We start from the raw sequence: 14,893 nt of genomic DNA, 5'->3' as shown, positions 1-14,893 counted from the left end.
GCCCGGTTGGCGTGTCGGGAGGCGCGCGGCGGAGAACACCGGCAAGGCTTCGTGGGACGGACTGCGAAGGGAGGACACGGTGTCCATCGAGGACAACAAGAAGCTGGTGCGCCGCTTCTACCAGGAGATCGACGCGGGCAACCTGGATGCCATGGACGAGCTGGTGGCCGAGGACTATGTCGACCACAACCCGCCGCCGTCGTTCCCGCTCCCGCCCGGACGCGAGGGGCTCAAACAGGCCTTCCGCATGTTCTGGGACGCGACGCCCGGCACCCATGACATCGAGGACCAGATCGCCGAGGGCGACAAGGTGGTGACCAGGCTGACCGCCCGCGGCACCCACCGCGGCGACCTGCCGGGCATCCCCGCCACGGGGAACGCGCTGACCATGACCGCGACGGTGATCCACCGCATCGAGAACGGCAGACTCGCCGAGAAGTGGTCCGACAAGGACGTCCTCGGGTTCCTCCAACAGGTCGGGGTCATTCCCCCGCTCAACGAGGTTTCGGACTAGGCCCTGTCTGACAATTCGCGTCGGATCAGCGCGCGGCGTTGGGCGCCCGGCTGGGCGTGCCGGCGGACCGGCCTCGTACTGGGTCGTACTTGGCCGATCCGCCGGTGCGCCCAGGCGGGATGCCCAGCGTCGGGCGCCCGGCGGGAATTGTCAGACAGGGCCTGGCTCAGCGGGAGCTTGCGACGCGCCAGCGGTAGCAGAGCTCGGGCCGGCCGACCTGGCCGTACTGCGGCTCGCGGACGGCCAGGCCGGTGTCGACCAGGTGCTCCAGGTAGCGGCGGGCCGTGATCCTGGAGACGCCCGCCGCGGCACCGGCCGCCGCCGAGGAGAGCCCCTCGGAGGCTTCCCGGAGCACGGTGGCGACCGCCTCCAGGGTGGGCGCGCTGAGGCCCTTGGGGAGCGCGGAGCGATCGGGGGTGCGCAGGACGGCGAAGGCCTGGTCGACCTCGTCCTGGCCGGTGGCCTCGCCGGTACGGGCCAGCGTGTCGCGGTAGCGGGCGTAGCGCTCCAGGCGGTCGTTCAGCGCGGCACTGCTGAACGGCTTGAGCAGGTACTGGACCACGCCCGCCGACACCGCCTGCCGGACCATCGCCAGATCCCGCGCCGAGGTGACCGCGATGATGTCGGTGCCGTGGCCGGCCGCGCGCAGGGTGCGGCAGAGGCTCAGCCCGTGCCCGTCCGGGAGGTAGAGGTCCAGCAGGGCCAGGTCGACCGGGGTGCCGGCCGCCCGGGCGCGGTCCAGCAGCCGCAGCGCGTCGGCGCAGGTGTGCACCGTGCCGGCCACCCGGAAGCCGGGGACCCGCTGCACGTACAGGGTGTGGGCGGCGGCCGCGACCGGGTCGTCCTCGACCACCAGGACGTCGATCATGCGGTGACCTCCCGCTGCAGCGGCAGCCGTACGGTCAGCACCGCGCCGCGATCACGGCCGACCTCGACCGTGCCGCCGTTGCGGCGGGCGGTCTGGGCGACCAGTGCGAGGCCGAGGCCCCGGCCGCTGCTCTTGGTCGTCCAGCCCCGGACGAAGACCTCGTCGGCGGCCTGGGGGTCGATACCGGGCCCGGTGTCGGCGACCCGGAGCAGTAGTTCGCCGCCGTCGACCCGGGCGGTGACGGTGACCTCGGGCGGGCCCGGGTGGGTGGCGGCGCCCTCGATGGCGGCGTCGACGGCGTTGTCGACCAGGTTGCCCAGCACGGTCACCAGGTCCCGCGCGGTGAGGCCGGGCGGCAGCACGCCGTCGTCGATCCGGCTGTCCTCGGTGAGGGTCAGGTCGACGCCGCGTTCGGCCGCCTGGGCGGCCTTGCCGAGCAGCAGCGCGGCGAGCACCGGCTCGCTGACGGCCGCGACGACGCGGTCGGTGAGCTGCTGGGCCAGCGCGAGTTCGGCGGTGGCGAACTCCACCGCCTCACGGTGGCGGTCGAGTTCGATCAGCGAGACCACCGCGTGCAGCCGGTTGGCGGCCTCGTGCGCCTGGGCGCCGAGCGCGTCGGCGAAGCCGCGTACGGAGTCCAACTCACCGGTCAGTGCCTGGAGTTCGGTGTGGTCGCGGAGGGTCACCACGGTGCCGAGGCCGGGGCCGACGGCCGAGGTGTTGAGCACCACCACTCGCTCGGCCGTCAGGTGAACCTCGTCGCGGACCGGAGACGAGGAGAGCATGGCCCGGGTGAGCGACTCCGGCAGACCGAGCTCGGCGACCGGGAGCCCGTCCAACTCACCGGACAGGCCCAGCAGTTCGCGTGCCGCGTCGTTGCAGAGCACCACCCGCTGCGCGCGGTCGAGGAGCACCAGCCCCTCGCGTACCGAGTGCAGTGTCGCCTGGTGGTAGTCGTACAGGTGGCTCAGCTCGGCGGCGCCCATCCCGTGGGTGTGCCGCCGCAGCCGGGCGCCCACCAGGTACGTGCCGAGCCCGCCGAGCACCAGCGCGCCGAGCGCCACGCCGGCCAGTGCGAGCAGCGGCCGGCGCAGCTGGGCACTGATCGAGTCCACCGTGATGCCCGCGCTGACCAGTGCAACCACGTGCTGCTGCCCGTCCAGCACGGGCGTGACCACCCGGACGGAGGGGCCGAGGGTGCCGGTGTAGGTCTCGGGGAAGGTCTCACCGGCGAGGGCCCGGTCGATGTGCCCCAGGAAGGGCTTGCCGATCTGCGCCGGGTCGCGGTGGGTCCAGCGGATGCCGTGGGTGTCCATCACGGTCACGAAGTCCACGCCGGTGTGCTGCCGGACCTGCTCCGCGTACGGCTGCAGCACCGCCGAGGGATCGGGCCGGACGGCCGCCTCCCGCACGGTCGGCGAGTCGGCGACGGAGCGGGCGACCGCCGTGACCTGGCGGCGGGCCGCGTCCTCGGTACGGTCGGCGGTGAACAGGTACGCGAGCACGGCCCCGCCCGCCACCACGGCCGCCACGATCACGATCTGGACCGCGAACAGCTGCCCCGCCAGACTGCGCAGGCGGCGGCGCGGCGGGAGATGCGGGCGCGGGGTCATGTCAGACAGTGTGCCTTGCCGCCCGCGGTTCGTGGTCCGGCCCGGCACGTGAACTCTATGAACGTAAACGTGACCGCCGTCACTCCGAGAGCCCATAGTCGGATCCCGGCCCACCACCCGGGGCCGCCAGGGACTGCAGGGCGAAGGAGCCGCACGATGACGATCACAGGAGCAGACCGGAAGAGACCGGGCGACCGCACCCACTACCTCTATCTCGCCGTCATCGTGGCGGTCGTCGCGGGCATCACGCTCGGCCTGGCCGCGCCGGACGTGGCCGTCGAGCTGAAGCCGGTCGGGACGGGCTTCGTCAACCTGATCAAGATGATGATCAGCCCGGTGATCTTCTGCACGATCGTGCTGGGCATCGGTTCGGTGACCAAGGCGGCGAAGGTCGGCCGGGTCGGCGGCCTGGCGCTCGGCTACTTCCTGGTGATGTCCACCGTCGCGCTGGGCATCGGCCTTGTCGTCGGCAACCTGCTCGACCCCGGTTCCGGCCTGCACCTCACCCAGGCGCTCGCCAAGTCCGGCCACGCCCAGGCGACCGCCGGCCACGCCCAGGGCACGGCGGACTTCCTGCTCGGCATCATCCCGACCACCATGGTCTCGGCCCTCACCGAGGGCAAGGTGCTGCAGACCCTGCTGGTCGCGCTGCTCGCAGGCTTCGCGCTGCAGGCGATGGGCCCGGCCGGGGCGCCCGTGCTTCGCGGTGTCGAGCATCTGCAGCGGCTGGTCTTCCGGATCATGTCGATGATCATGTGGGCCGCACCGATCGGCGCCTTCGGCGCCATGGCGGCGGTGGTCGGGGCGACCGGGACGGCCGCGCTCAAGAGCCTGGCCGTCATCATGGTCGGCTTCTACCTGACCTGCGGGCTGTTCGTGATCGTCGTGCTCGGGCTGCTGCTGCGCCTCGTCGCCGGCGTGAACGTGTTCTCCCTGCTGCGCTACCTCGGCCGCGAGTTCCTGCTGATCCTGTCGACCTCGTCCTCGGAGAGCGCGCTGCCGCGGCTGATCGCCAAGATGGAGCACCTGGGCGTCAGCCGCCCGGTGGTCGGCATCACCGTCCCGACCGGCTACAGCTTCAACCTCGACGGCACCGCGATCTACCTCACGATGGCCTCGATCTTCATCTCCGAGGCGATGGACAAGCCGATGTCGCTCGGGCAGCAGCTCTCGCTGCTCGTCTTCATGGTGATCGCCAGCAAGGGCGCGGCCGGGGTCACCGGCGCGGGCCTGGCCACGCTGGCCGGCGGGCTGCAGTCGCACAAGCCCGAGCTGGTGGACGGGGTCGGCCTGATCGTCGGCATCGACCGCTTCATGTCGGAGGCCCGCGCGCTGACCAACTTCGCGGGCAACGCGGTGGCCACCGTCCTGATCGGCCACTGGACCAAGGAGCTGGACCACGACCGGCTCCACCAGGTGCTGGCCGGCCGGGCGCCCTTCGACGAGACCACCCTGGTGGATGCCGGGCACAGCGAGACCGTTCCGGCTCAGCCGGACGCTCCCAGCCTGGAGAAGACCCCCGCCTGACCTCCCCCGAACTCCCCGCCGGACGCCCCCAACCCCCGGAACGGCGTCCGGCCGGGGCCTACTGGTAGGCCGACCACAGGGGCGCGGGGAACTGCGCGACATCGGAAGGTACGGACCGTTGCCTCCCCGCCTCGCGCAGTTCCCCGCGTCCCTGTGGTCGGCCCTCAACCGCCAAATGCCGGATACCCCTACTCGTACGCACCCCCGCTGACCACCCAGGCCAGCCCCGTCGCCGGATCCTCCAGCGCGAGGTGCAGGTAGCGGAGCTCGTCCGCCGGATCGCACCAGGTGAAGCAGCGCAGCCGGGAGACCAGGGCGTTCACCTCGCGCAGCGAGAGCCGCGGCTCCCCCGTCATCGCCACCAGCACCCGCCAGACCGCGAGCCGCCCCTGCGCCGTGCCGTACGCGGCACCGTCCGAGGCCGCCTGGACCAGCGCGGGGTAGCTCGCCCCGAAGGGCAGGAACCCGCCCGTCACCTGGCGGCCCGAGGCCAGCTGGGCCGCGGCGTCCGGGGCGGTGCCGCGTACGCAGCCGGCCTCGGCCCACGGCGCCAGCCCCGCCAGCAGCCGGGTCGCCGCCAGACCGGGCACCTGGTCCCCGGCCGCGGGCAGCTCCACAGGCCCGAGCCCCTCCCGCCCGGCCGGAAGGGCCAGCAGGGCACGCCGGGCGCCGCCGGTCCGCAGGTACTCGCGGATCCGGCTGCGCTCGTCCCAGCCCGCCATCTCCCACGGCTCCAGCACGGGCGGCACACCCTCCTCGTCGGGCTCCGCGCCGTACCCGAGGTCCTCACCGAGCAGCACCCGGGTGTGCGCGACCAGCCGCCGGACCGGTGCCGGGCCCAGCAGCGGGGCGAGCCGGCGCCAGGAGTGACGCGTGGCCAGCACCTCCCACAGCGGCCCGGCATCGTGGTCGGCCGTACCGGCGGTAGAGCCGGGGCCGCCGTCCGGGTCGAACAGCCGGGCGGCGACCTCGGGCGGCGCGCCGAACGCGATGAGGTGGCCGAGTGGTGCGGCCTCGGCGGCCGCCTGCTCCTCTCCGCGCAGGGCCGCCCCGGCCGCCCGGGTCTGCCGGTAGGCGGCGAGCAGCTCCGGCCAGCGCTCCTCCTCGGCCAGGGTGCGCAGCCTGCGGTCCTCGTGGGTGATCACATTTTCAGCGTACGACTTCTGATCCCCCGTCAGCCGACGCCACGTCCGTCACGCCCGCGAGCGGGCGGGCGGGCGGGCGGCTACTGCGGCGGACGGCCGCCGGTCAGCGCCCAGCGGACGTCCACGAAGCCGCTCTGCTGACCCGTCAGCCGGCCGCCCTTGACCTGCTGGAAGGTCACCCAGGTGTTGACCAGCCGTGGTGACTCGGCGCTGGGCAGCATGTCGGTCATTCCCCAGTTGAGCGGGGGTGTGACGCCGCCGGTGTCGAGCGAGTCCCCGCTGTCCAGCTGCCCGCGCAGGTTCCTGGCGGTGAGCGGCCGCCCGGCCGAGCCGAGCCGGTCGGCGGCCTGGAGGAGCACCTGGTAGGCGACCCAGGTGGTCTGCACCGCGAGGTCCGAGGTGGCGATCCTGCTGTCGCCGGCCGCCGCGGCGCGCAGCCCGTCCCATACCCCCGAGGACTCGGGCGGGTACCAGCCGGTCGCGTACGCGCCGTCCAGCGGGCCGTTCTCGCCGCCGGTGGAGTCGACGACCGACTGCTGGATGCTGCCGATCACCGAGGCCAGCACGGTACGCCGGGGGCTCAGCTGCTTGTAGGAGTCGAGCAGCTTCAGGGTCTGCTCGGGGCCGAGCGCGTCGATCACGCAGTTGCCCTGCCGGTCGTCGCCGACCGCCTTCTGTGCCGCCGTGGCGTAGTCGGCGGACTTCTCCACGACCCGGACGTCGGCCAGCTTGACCCCGGCGGGGTTCAGCGCTCCGGAGAGATATCTGGTGAGGGTGTCCCCGGCCCTGGTGTCCGGGCGGACCACGGCGACCGTCCGGCAGCCGGCCGCCACCAGCTGGCGGCCGCTGCCCGCGATCAGCGTGGGCGTACCGCCCGCCACGGGATAGGAGAGCGGGCTGCTGAACTCGGGCCCCGAGAGGCCGTAGCCGCCGATGTACGGGATGCCGGCGGACTCCAGGGCCGGCATGAAGCTGTCGCCGTACTGGCTGTAGGAGCCGATCACCGCGATCACCTTGGCGTCCACCGCCTGCCGTACGCAGGCGGTGGCCCCCTCCACGGAGTTGTGCTCGTTGCAGGTGAGCACCCGCAGCTTCCGGCCGTTCAGCCCGCCCTTGGCGTTCACGTCGCGGCCGATCGCCTCGGCGAGCGCCGTCACGCCGGGCCGGTCGGCGCTGCCGGTGCCGGACGGGGACCAGGTCATGACCGCGTAGTCGCCGTCACCGCCTGCGGCGTCCGCCGAGCCGCCGCAGGCGGAGGCCGCGAGCAGCGCCGGGAGCAGGGCGAACGCCATGGCCACCGCCCCGGCCCGACGGCTCGGCACCCGTCTCCGGGACAGTCCGGCGCGCCTGTTCATGCTGAATGCCCTCCAAGTTGGTCACGCAACTTGCGCGGCGCTCAGCAAATCGGCCCCAGGGCAAGGACAGAGGGACGACATGCGAACGGCAGGAGGACGTCGGGGTAACACCGGATGGGCAGGCCAAGTGGTCTGACGAAGCGTCAGCTCTTGACCTCGGCCAGCAGTCGGGCCGCGTGCACCCGCCCGGCGTGCTCGACCAGGGTGATCAGGACCTCCTTGCCCGAGGTGCGCTGCCGGGCGTCGCAGATCACCACCGGGGTGTCCCCGTCCAGGTCGAGGGCGCGGGAGACCTCCTCGGGCCGGAAGTCCCTGGTCCCCGCAAAGCGGTTGACGGCCACCACGAAGGGGATGCCCCGGTGCTCGAAGAAGTCCACCGCCGGGAAGCAGTCGGTCAGCCGCCGGGTGTCGGCCAGCACCACGGCTCCCAGCGCGCCCTGGGCCAGCTCGTCCCAGAGGAACCAGAAGCGGTCCTGGCCCGGTGTGCCGAACAGGTAGACCGAGAGGCCGTCGCGGATGGTGATCCGGCCGAAGTCCATGGCGACGGTGGTCGTGGTCTTCTGCTCGACCCCGCCGGTGTCGTCGACCCCCCGGCTCGCCACCGTGAGCTGCTCCTCGGTGCGCAGCGGGCGGATCTCGCTGACCGAGCCGACCAGCGTGGTCTTGCCCACGCCGAAGCCGCCGGCCACCAGGATCTTCAGGGCGAGCACGGGCGTGTCAGAGAGCGCGGAGTCCATCGATGACCTCACGGAGGATGTGCTCGTCGGGGAGCATGGCGGGCGGTACGGGCCGGCTGACCCGGATGTACTCGGCGTCCAGCAGATCGCCGAGCAGCACACGCACCACACCGAGCGGCAGGTCCGTCTCGGCGGCGATCTCGGCGACGGAGAGCGCGTTGTTCTGGCAGAGGTCGAGGATCAGGCCCTGCTCGGGCCCCACGGCCAGATCGGCGGTGTCCGGGGGGACGTTGCTGACCACCAGGGCGATCAGGTCGAACTCCCGCCCGGTGGGCCTGGTGCGGCCCTTGGTCATCGCGTACGGCCTGACCATCGGCCCGGCCGCGTCGTCGTACCAGCGGGTGTGCTGCGGGGGTTCGGACGGGTAGCCGAACGGTGAGTCGGCGACGTACCGGCGCGGCGGGTACGACATCGCCGTCACCCACCGACCGCGCTGCGCGGCGGTGTGTACAGGTGCTCGCCGACGCGGCGGACCAGGCGGGCCATCTCGTAGGCGATCAGACCGAGATCGGCCTCGGCGGTGGAGAAGACGGCCAGGCAGGTGCCCTCCCCGGCGGCGGCGACGAAGAGGAAGCCGTGCTCCAGCTCGACCATGGTCTGCCGGACCTCGCCCGCGTCGAAGTGGCGGCCGGCGCCCTTGGCCAGACTGTGGAAGCCGGAGGCGACTGCGGCCAGATGCTCGCCGTCCTCCCGCCCGAGCCCGGCCGAGGTGCCCATGGCCAGGCCGTCGGCGGAGAGCATCACGGCGAACCTGACCTGGGCGACCCGGGAGACCAGCTCGTCGAGCAGCCAGTTGAGCTCTCCGGCGTGGTGCGTGGTGCCGATCATCGAACCTCTCCTTCGGTGGTGGTGGGACGCTGGGCCTTTCCGCGCGCCCACCCCTGCTGGTAGGCGGACATCGCGGCCCTGGCCTCCTCGGGGTTGCGGCCGGTCCGGACCGGGCCGTCCGGCCTGGGCTTCGGCTGCGGCCGGGGCGGTGCCTCGCGCAGCTGCGGGGCGAGGCTGGCCTGCCGGACGCGGCGCGGGAGTTCGGCCTCGTCGACCGGCTCGACCGGCGAGGCCGGCGCAACCGGTGCGGCGACCGGGCGGACCGCCGTCCGGCGGGTGGGCTCGACCTGCGCGGGCAGCCGGGGAGGACGGGCGCCGTTGGAGCCGAAGGGCGTCGGCCGCAGCACACCCGGGTTGCTGCCCCGGACGCCGAACGGCTGGACCGGACCGGGCGGCACCCTCGGCGGGACGGACGGGGCAGGTGGAACGGGTGGCGCTTCCGCCGGAAGGAAATCGGCGATGTCCAGTTCGGGCGCGACCCCGCGCCTGGGCTGCTGCACGCCCGCCATCTCCAGTGCGGGCGGCTCGCTCTCCTGCCGGGCCTCCAGCAGCGTGGTGGGCAGCAGCACCACGGCGGTGGTCCCGCCGTACGCCGACGGCCGCAGCGAGACCTTGACGTCCTGGCGCTTCGCCAGCCGGCTGACCACGAAGAGCCCGAGCCGGTCGCTGTCGAAGAGGTCGACCTGCTGCGCGGCCTCGATCCGCCGGTTGGCGTCGGCCAGCGCCTCGGCTCCCATGCCCAGACCCCGGTCCTCGATCTCCAGCGCGTACCCGTTGCCGACCTGCTCGCCCCGGATGTGCACCTTGGTGTGCGGCGGCGAGAACCCGGTGGCGTTCTCGACCAGTTCGGCCACCAGGTGGGTCAGGTCGGCGACGGCCGGGCCGATGACGGCGGCGTAGGGGAGGCGGTGCACCTCCACCCGGGCGTACTCCTCGACCTCGGCGACGGCCGCCCGGACCACGTCCATCAGCGGTACGGGCTTGCGCCAGGCACGGCCGGGAGCGGCGCCGGAGAGGATGATCAGGCCCTCGGCGTGCCGACGCATACGGGTCGTCAGGTGGTCGAGGCGGAACAGGTCCTCCAGCTCGGACGGGTCCTCGGTGCGCCGCTCCATGGCGTCCAGCAGGGTGAGCTGGCGGTGCACCAGGACCTGGCTGCGCCTGGCCAGGTTGACGAAGACGCCCGAGACCCCGGAGAGCACCTCGGCACGCTCGACGGCCGCCGTGACGGCCGCCCGCTGCACGCTGCCGAGAGCACCGTGCACCTGGCCGATCTCGTCGTCGCCGTGGGCCGTGAGCGGCACCTCGGCATCCACGTCGATCTCCTCCCCGGCCCGCAACCGCCGCATGGTGGCGGGGAGTTTGCGCCCGGCGAGCTCCAGGGCCGAGTTGCGCAGCCCGATCAGCTCGGTGACCAGGCCGCGCCCGATCTGCACCGAGATCAGCAGCGAGGCGATCACCGCGGCCAGGCCGAGCACCACCGCGGCCCCCGAGGTGGTGAACAGGCCGAGCGCGTAGGGGTCGGCCTGTGCGGCGGCCGCGGCACCCGCGTTGACCTCGACGGTGCGCAGCGAGCGGCTCACGTTGTCGGCGGCGACCGCCCACTGGTCCTGGCCGACGGAGCCGGCGGCGGAGCGCCCGTCGCCGGCGAAGCCGACGGCGTCCTCGTAGCGGGTGAGGTCGCGGTAGTCGGCGCCGCCGGTGACGGCGAGCAGGGCGGAGCGGTCGGCCGGCCGCAGGTCGCGGGCGGCGGTCTGGGCGAAGAGGCGGCGGGCGAAGACGGCGGCGCCGAAGTCCCGCAGCTGCTGGTCGGTCAGGCTGCCGGAGCTCTGGCCGGTGCGCAGCAGGGCGTCCTCCCGGGCGAGGAGCTCCCGGGAGCGGGCGAACTCCAGCAGCACCCGGGCGTCGGAGGCCACCCGGTGGTCCTGGAACTGGGTGACGGCGCCGGTGATGTCGAAGGCCCGGTCGATGGCCGCGGTGTAGCCCGCGTACGCGTCGGCCCAGCTGACGGTCCGGGCGAGGACCCGTGAGCGCAGCTCGGGCAGCGCTCCGACGGCCTGGCCGAGGGCGTCGACCCGGGCGGCCGTCTCGGGCCCGAGGCCCTGGGCGTCGGCCCGGTTGTACCGGTCGCCGAGGCTGAGCGGGGCGACGGCCCGGTCGGTGGTGGCGGCGGCGTCGCGCAGCGCACTCTCCCGGGTGGCGCCGGAGGCGGCCAGCAGCTGTCCGGCGGCGGCCCGTTCGGCCTGCAGCCCGACGACGGTGGCGTCGACGGGGCCCAGCAGCGTGCGGTTGACCTCCTGGAGGCGGAGCAGATCCCAGACGTTCTGCGCGGTGGTGACGGTGGCGAAGGACCACAGGGCCAGCACGGAGACCACCGGCACCATAAGCAGTGCGACGATCTTGGCGCGTACGGTGCGCGGGCGCAGCCGCGCCCAGGCCGAGCGGGCGGTGCGGGGTGCGGTCGGCATGGCCGGCAGGGCCGCCTCTCTGGCGGGTGGGCCCGCGTGGGCGCCTCGGCGCTGCCCGGTCGCGCCCGGCCGGACGGGGCCGCGCGCGGCGCTCGGGGTCGCCGCCGGTGCGCTGCGGGTGGAGCCGCGGCGTACTCGCATGGGATGAGGGCCTTTCAGTACTCGGAGGCTGCGGGGGTCGTTGTTTCGGGGGTGCGGAGGCGCGGGCGCGCGGTCAGGCCGCGCGGTCGAGCTCGGTCGGGCGGAGCTCCTCGACGGCGAGCTCGCCGGCCTCGCGGTACGCGGCACGTTCCTGCGCGGTCGGGGAGAGCGCGACGAACGCGGAGGTGAGGAAGAGGAAGGACCCGAGGCCGACGGCCAGCGGGAAGATGAACTGCATCGGGGTGGCGCCGCCCAGGTCGGTGCGCGCCGGGTGCATGTGGACGTGCACGGCCGCCATCCCGGTGTAGTGCATACAGCTCACCGCGATGCCCATGACCAGCGAGGCCGCGCCCGCCGCGAAGACGTTCCGGATGGTGACGGCGGCCCAGAGCGCGGCGGTGGCGGCACCGACCGCGATCACCACCGAGAGGCCGACGGTGCCGGGGTCGTAGGCGATGGCTCCGTGGATGCGGACGGCGGCCATGCCGAGGTAGTGCATCGCGGCGACGCCCACACCGGTGGTGAGGCCGCCGAGCAGCAACGCCCGGCCCCGGTGCCGGCCGTATCCGACCACGAAGACGCCCAGCCCGACCACCAGCATGGCCACCAGCAGACTGAGGATGGTGAGCGGGACGTTGTAGCGGAGCTCGGTGCCGTCCACGGTGAAGCCGAACATCGCGATGAAGTGCATGGTCCAGATGCCGGATCCGATCGCGGCCGCCGCGGTGAGCAGCCAGTTGCGCCGGGAGGAGCCGGTGGCGGCCAGTGCGCGGAGGGTGCAGCGCAGGCCGAGGGCGGCGCCGACGCAGGCCATCACGTACGAGATGGCCGGGGTCAGCCAGCCGAAGCTGAAGTGGTTCAGGGTTCCCATCGGGCCTCCGAGCGACTCGGTCATATGCCAGCCGCATGTGCGATTTCGATCTCGGATGCGGTGGACGCTACCCAGCGTCCGCGCCCGGTCACCCGAAGATGTGAAAAGCTGCCCACCGGGACGGCGGAGTGTGCTCCAATGGGCCCCTCGTATGCGCCCCGCATCATCTGACGCTTCGTCATGTCCACTTGCGGCCAGGCCTGTCCGATCCCTTCTCCGGCGCGGACCACCGTCCTGGGGCCACTCCCACCACCGCCCGCAGCGCGCCCCACCCGGCAGCGCGGAGCCACCGACCACTACAGGGCGTGCTCTGGGTGGCCTTCGACAAGGGCAGCGCGACGGCCGGGAGCACCACCCGGACCATCTACGTCGGGGTGGCCGACAAGGACAACAACGTCTACAGGTCGACCGACGGCCGGCGGCAAGGACACCGGCACGTACGGGCTGTGGCACTCGACCGACTCGGGCGCCTCCCTCGGCAAGCTGGCGGCGGTCGACAAGGCCGACACCATCGGCTTCGGCAAGTCCGCACCGGGCGCCACCTACCCCGCGCTCTACTCCAGCGCGCAGATCGGCGGCGTTCGCGGCATCTTCCGCTCGGACGACGCGGGCGGCAGCTGGGTCCGCATCAACGACGACTCCCACCAGTGGGGTTGGAGGGGCGCGGCGATCACGGGTGACCCGCGAGTGTACGGGCGGGTGTACACGTACGCGGTGAGCGGCCAGTGGAGCGGGTGGCTTCGGCGCCTCGGTCACCGTCAAGAACACCGGCAGCACGGCGCTCACCGCCTGGACCCTCAGGTGGGCGTTCGCCAACGGCCAGCAGATCACCTCGCTCTGGAACGGCGGCTACACCCAGAGCGGAGCCAACGTCACCGTCACCAACCTGAGTTACAACGGCAGCCTGGCGGCAGGGGGCGGCAGCACATCCTTCGGCTTCAACGGCAGCTGGAGCGGCAGCAACACCAACCCGGCCGCCTTCACGCTCAACGGAGCGTCCTGCACCGTCAAGTGAAGTGAAGTGAAGTGAGGTGAGGTGAGGTGAGACGACGGGGGCGTACCGGACGCCCGGCACGCCCCACCGGGCCCCGCTAGCGGGCCGTCAGCCGGATCCGGGCCGGGCCGTCCGCGTGCAGGGTGAGCGCCTGGCCGACCGGCACCTCGGTGTCGACGGCCTCGACCTCGAAGGCGCGCAGCAGTGCGGCCAGTGCCAGCACCGACTCCAGCATGGAGAAGTGCTGCCCGATGCACGCGCGCGGCCCGCCGCCGAACGGGTACCAGGCGTACCGGTGCCGGGCCGCCTCGCGCTCCGGGGTGAAGCGGTCGGGGTCGAAGCGGTCCGGGTCCTCCCAGTGGTCCGGGTGCCGGTGGGTGACCCACGGCGAGAGGACCACCTCCGCCCCGGCGGGGATGAGCCGGCCACCGATCTCGCACTCCGCGACCGCCCGCCGCCCGATCACCCCGGCCGCCGGGTAGAGCCGCATCGCCTCCTTCAGCACCCGGGTGAGGTACGGCAGTCGCTCCAGGTCTCCCGCCTCCGGCCGGCGGTCGCCGAGCACCTCCTCGATCTCCTCCCTGGCCCGCTTCTGCTCCTCGGGGTGCCTGCCGAGGAGGTGGAGGGCGAAGGTGAGCGAGGTGGCGGTGGTCTCGTGTCCTGCCAGCAGGAAGACCAGGACCTGATCGCGGAGTTCGGCCGCGTCCAGCCGCTCGCCGTCCTCGCCGCGCGCCGCCGCGAGGAGCCCGAGCAGATCGTCGGGCTCCGCCCCGCCGCGTTCGGCGGCGCCGGCCCGTCTCTCGATGATGGCGTCGCAGACCCCGTAGAGCTCCTCCTGCGCCGCAAGTGCCCTGCGGTTCCCGGGCGTCGGCCACTGGCGCGGGACCCGGACGGGGGCGAAGCCGCGTTCCAGGATGTACGCCCCGAGCACCGGGAAGCTGCTCCGCACCGCCCCGATCGCGGCCTCGACGTCGGTGCCGAAGAGGATCCGGGCCACGGCCCGCAGGGCGAAGCGGGACATCTCGCCGACCGCGTCCACCACCCCGTCCGGCACCGCGGCCCAGCGTTCGACCAGCGCCTCCGCCTCGACGCCGATCGCGTCGGCGTAGCCGTCCACCCGGCGGCGGGTGAACAGCGGTTGGATCAGGCGTCGTTGGCGCTGGTAGTCGGCGTCCTGCGCGGTGAGCAGGCCGTTGCCGATGCTGGTTCTGACCTCCTCGTACAGCACGTTCTCCTTGCGGAAGTTGGCCGCCTGGCCGCCCAGCACCTGCTGGGCCCCCTCCGGGGAGAAGACCATGTAGAACTCGACCCGCAGCCCCGGCGGCCCCGCGCTGAAGCGCACCACGTCCCCGTAGTCGCGGCGCGCGTCCAGGTAGGTCCGCAGCGGGTTGCGGGTGAGGTCGAGCAGCGAACCGATGAACGGCAGTCCGGGCGGTCCGGGTATTCGGGTGGCCGGCATGGCATCCCTCCTGAGCTGGAACGGATGTACGTGTTCGACACGCTAACTGACGAATCATCAGCCCAAAAGGGGCTCATCGGGGCGTTTATTCGAATACGACCGGACGCCCCGGCCCATGGGGGTGGCGCGGCGCCACGGGCTGCGAATCGGCCAAGGTCGCCGCCCAGTTGGGCCCGCCGGGACGGACGGCCCCCCGGGGCGCTCAGCGGGTTCCACAGGCGGCGGAGCGTGTCGAAGATGGCTGAAACTGGTCGCCTCGACCTCGAATATGCCTATGGGATTTTCGTCGTACATCAACCGCCAGTAGCCTTCCGTGTCGGAAGCGCCACCCGAAGTAGCGGCCTCTGCGGCAGCCTGCGTGCCCGCGGTCTGC

Annotated in this window: 12 protein-coding genes and 1 pseudogene; 3 read left to right on the top strand and 10 right to left on the bottom strand. The window is 73.0% G+C overall.

The genetic code is table 11. The features are described 5' to 3' along the window. Positions 1-79 precede the first annotated feature (79 nt). On the top strand, positions 80-514 hold the full coding sequence (locus FB465_RS28290) for an ester cyclase (protein ID WP_145795035.1): 435 nt from the start codon (positions 80-82) through the stop codon (positions 512-514). A 166-nt stretch (positions 515-680) separates the two neighbouring features. Here FB465_RS28290 and FB465_RS28285 read toward each other — a convergent pair whose 3' ends face one another. Both FB465_RS28285 and FB465_RS28280 read right to left on the bottom strand, forming a co-directional pair. Next, on the bottom strand, positions 681-1,382 hold the full coding sequence (locus FB465_RS28285) for a response regulator (RefSeq protein WP_145795034.1): 702 nt from the start codon (positions 1,380-1,382) through the stop codon (positions 681-683). Beyond that, positions 1,379-2,995: a sensor histidine kinase gene (locus FB465_RS28280; protein WP_145795032.1), complete on the bottom strand. Its 1,617-nt coding sequence runs from the start codon at positions 2,993-2,995 to the stop codon at positions 1,379-1,381. Before FB465_RS28280 ends, FB465_RS28285 begins: the two co-directional genes overlap by 4 nt. A gap of 156 nt (positions 2,996-3,151) precedes the next feature. Between FB465_RS28280 and FB465_RS28275 the strand changes: the two genes are divergently transcribed. Next, entirely contained in the window at positions 3,152-4,522 is a 1,371-nt protein-coding gene (locus FB465_RS28275; protein WP_145795030.1) for a cation:dicarboxylate symporter family transporter, read from the top strand. Positions 4,523-4,710: 188 nt separating this feature from the next. On the opposite strand, the gene FB465_RS28270 is transcribed toward FB465_RS28275, so the two are convergent. From FB465_RS28270 to FB465_RS28240, 7 genes are all read right to left on the bottom strand, one after another. Further along, positions 4,711-5,667, bottom strand: coding sequence for a hypothetical protein (locus FB465_RS28270; RefSeq protein WP_145795028.1), 957 nt, complete (start codon positions 5,665-5,667; stop codon positions 4,711-4,713). 80 nt (positions 5,668-5,747) lie between these two features. Beyond that, positions 5,748-7,022: an ABC transporter substrate-binding protein gene (locus tag FB465_RS28265; RefSeq protein WP_246192873.1), complete on the bottom strand. Its 1,275-nt coding sequence runs from the start codon at positions 7,020-7,022 to the stop codon at positions 5,748-5,750. A 143-nt stretch (positions 7,023-7,165) separates the two neighbouring features. Continuing rightward, positions 7,166-7,759 (bottom strand): GTP-binding protein, encoded by a 594-nt coding sequence (locus FB465_RS28260; protein WP_145795026.1) that lies wholly within the window; start codon positions 7,757-7,759, stop codon positions 7,166-7,168. Continuing rightward, a complete protein-coding gene (locus FB465_RS28255) occupies positions 7,740-8,171 on the bottom strand; it encodes a DUF742 domain-containing protein (protein WP_145795024.1) in 432 nt (143 codons plus the stop codon). The genes FB465_RS28260 and FB465_RS28255 overlap by 20 nt, the downstream gene beginning before the upstream one ends. A 5-nt stretch (positions 8,172-8,176) precedes the next feature. Then, the gene (locus tag FB465_RS28250) at positions 8,177-8,587 is read right to left on the bottom strand and encodes a roadblock/LC7 domain-containing protein (RefSeq protein WP_145795022.1); all 411 of its coding nucleotides are present in this window, start codon (positions 8,585-8,587) and stop codon (positions 8,177-8,179) included. Then, positions 8,584-11,196 (bottom strand): sensor histidine kinase, encoded by a 2,613-nt coding sequence (locus FB465_RS28245; protein WP_145795020.1) that lies wholly within the window; start codon positions 11,194-11,196, stop codon positions 8,584-8,586. Before FB465_RS28245 ends, FB465_RS28250 begins: the two co-directional genes overlap by 4 nt. A 73-nt stretch (positions 11,197-11,269) precedes the next feature. After that, positions 11,270-12,067, bottom strand: a complete 798-nt coding sequence (locus FB465_RS28240) for an MHYT domain-containing protein (RefSeq protein WP_145795018.1) — start codon at positions 12,065-12,067, stop codon at positions 11,270-11,272. 414 nt (positions 12,068-12,481) lie between these two features. Between FB465_RS28240 and FB465_RS28235 the strand changes: the two are divergent. Further along, positions 12,482-13,082 (top strand): annotated as a pseudogene (locus FB465_RS28235) (cellulose-binding domain-containing protein); the annotation flags it as partial. 76 nt (positions 13,083-13,158) lie between these two features. On the opposite strand, the gene FB465_RS28230 reads toward FB465_RS28235, so the two are convergent. Beyond that, positions 13,159-14,520 (bottom strand): cytochrome P450, encoded by a 1,362-nt coding sequence (locus tag FB465_RS28230; RefSeq protein ID WP_145795016.1) that lies wholly within the window; start codon positions 14,518-14,520, stop codon positions 13,159-13,161. Between the last annotated feature and the right edge of the window lie 373 nt (positions 14,521-14,893).

The sequence above is a fragment of the Kitasatospora atroaurantiaca genome (genome assembly GCF_007828955.1).
Taxonomy (GTDB): Bacteria; Actinomycetota; Actinomycetes; order Streptomycetales; family Streptomycetaceae; genus Kitasatospora; species Kitasatospora atroaurantiaca.
The sequence above is the reverse complement of the archived record's forward strand: the minus strand, read 5'-3'. Positions and strand labels throughout refer to the sequence as shown.

Coding starts and splice junctions, on each gene's coding strand:
- FB465_RS28280 (WP_145795032.1), bottom strand. CDS start 2,995: ATGACCCCGCGCCCGCATCTCCCGCCGCGCCGCCGCCTGCGCAGTCTG.
- FB465_RS28245 (WP_145795020.1), bottom strand. CDS start 11,196: ATGCGAGTACGCCGCGGCTCCACCCGCAGCGCACCGGCGGCGACCCCG.
- FB465_RS28260 (WP_145795026.1), bottom strand. CDS start 7,759: ATGGACTCCGCGCTCTCTGACACGCCCGTGCTCGCCCTGAAGATCCTG.
- FB465_RS28255 (WP_145795024.1), bottom strand. CDS start 8,171: ATGTCGTACCCGCCGCGCCGGTACGTCGCCGACTCACCGTTCGGCTAC.
- FB465_RS28230 (WP_145795016.1), bottom strand. CDS start 14,520: ATGCCGGCCACCCGAATACCCGGACCGCCCGGACTGCCGTTCATCGGT.
- FB465_RS28275 (WP_145795030.1), top strand. CDS start 3,152: ATGACGATCACAGGAGCAGACCGGAAGAGACCGGGCGACCGCACCCAC.
- FB465_RS28265 (WP_246192873.1), bottom strand. CDS start 7,022: ATGAACAGGCGCGCCGGACTGTCCCGGAGACGGGTGCCGAGCCGTCGG.
- FB465_RS28285 (WP_145795034.1), bottom strand. CDS start 1,382: ATGATCGACGTCCTGGTGGTCGAGGACGACCCGGTCGCGGCCGCCGCC.
- FB465_RS28240 (WP_145795018.1), bottom strand. CDS start 12,067: ATGGGAACCCTGAACCACTTCAGCTTCGGCTGGCTGACCCCGGCCATC.
- FB465_RS28250 (WP_145795022.1), bottom strand. CDS start 8,587: ATGATCGGCACCACGCACCACGCCGGAGAGCTCAACTGGCTGCTCGAC.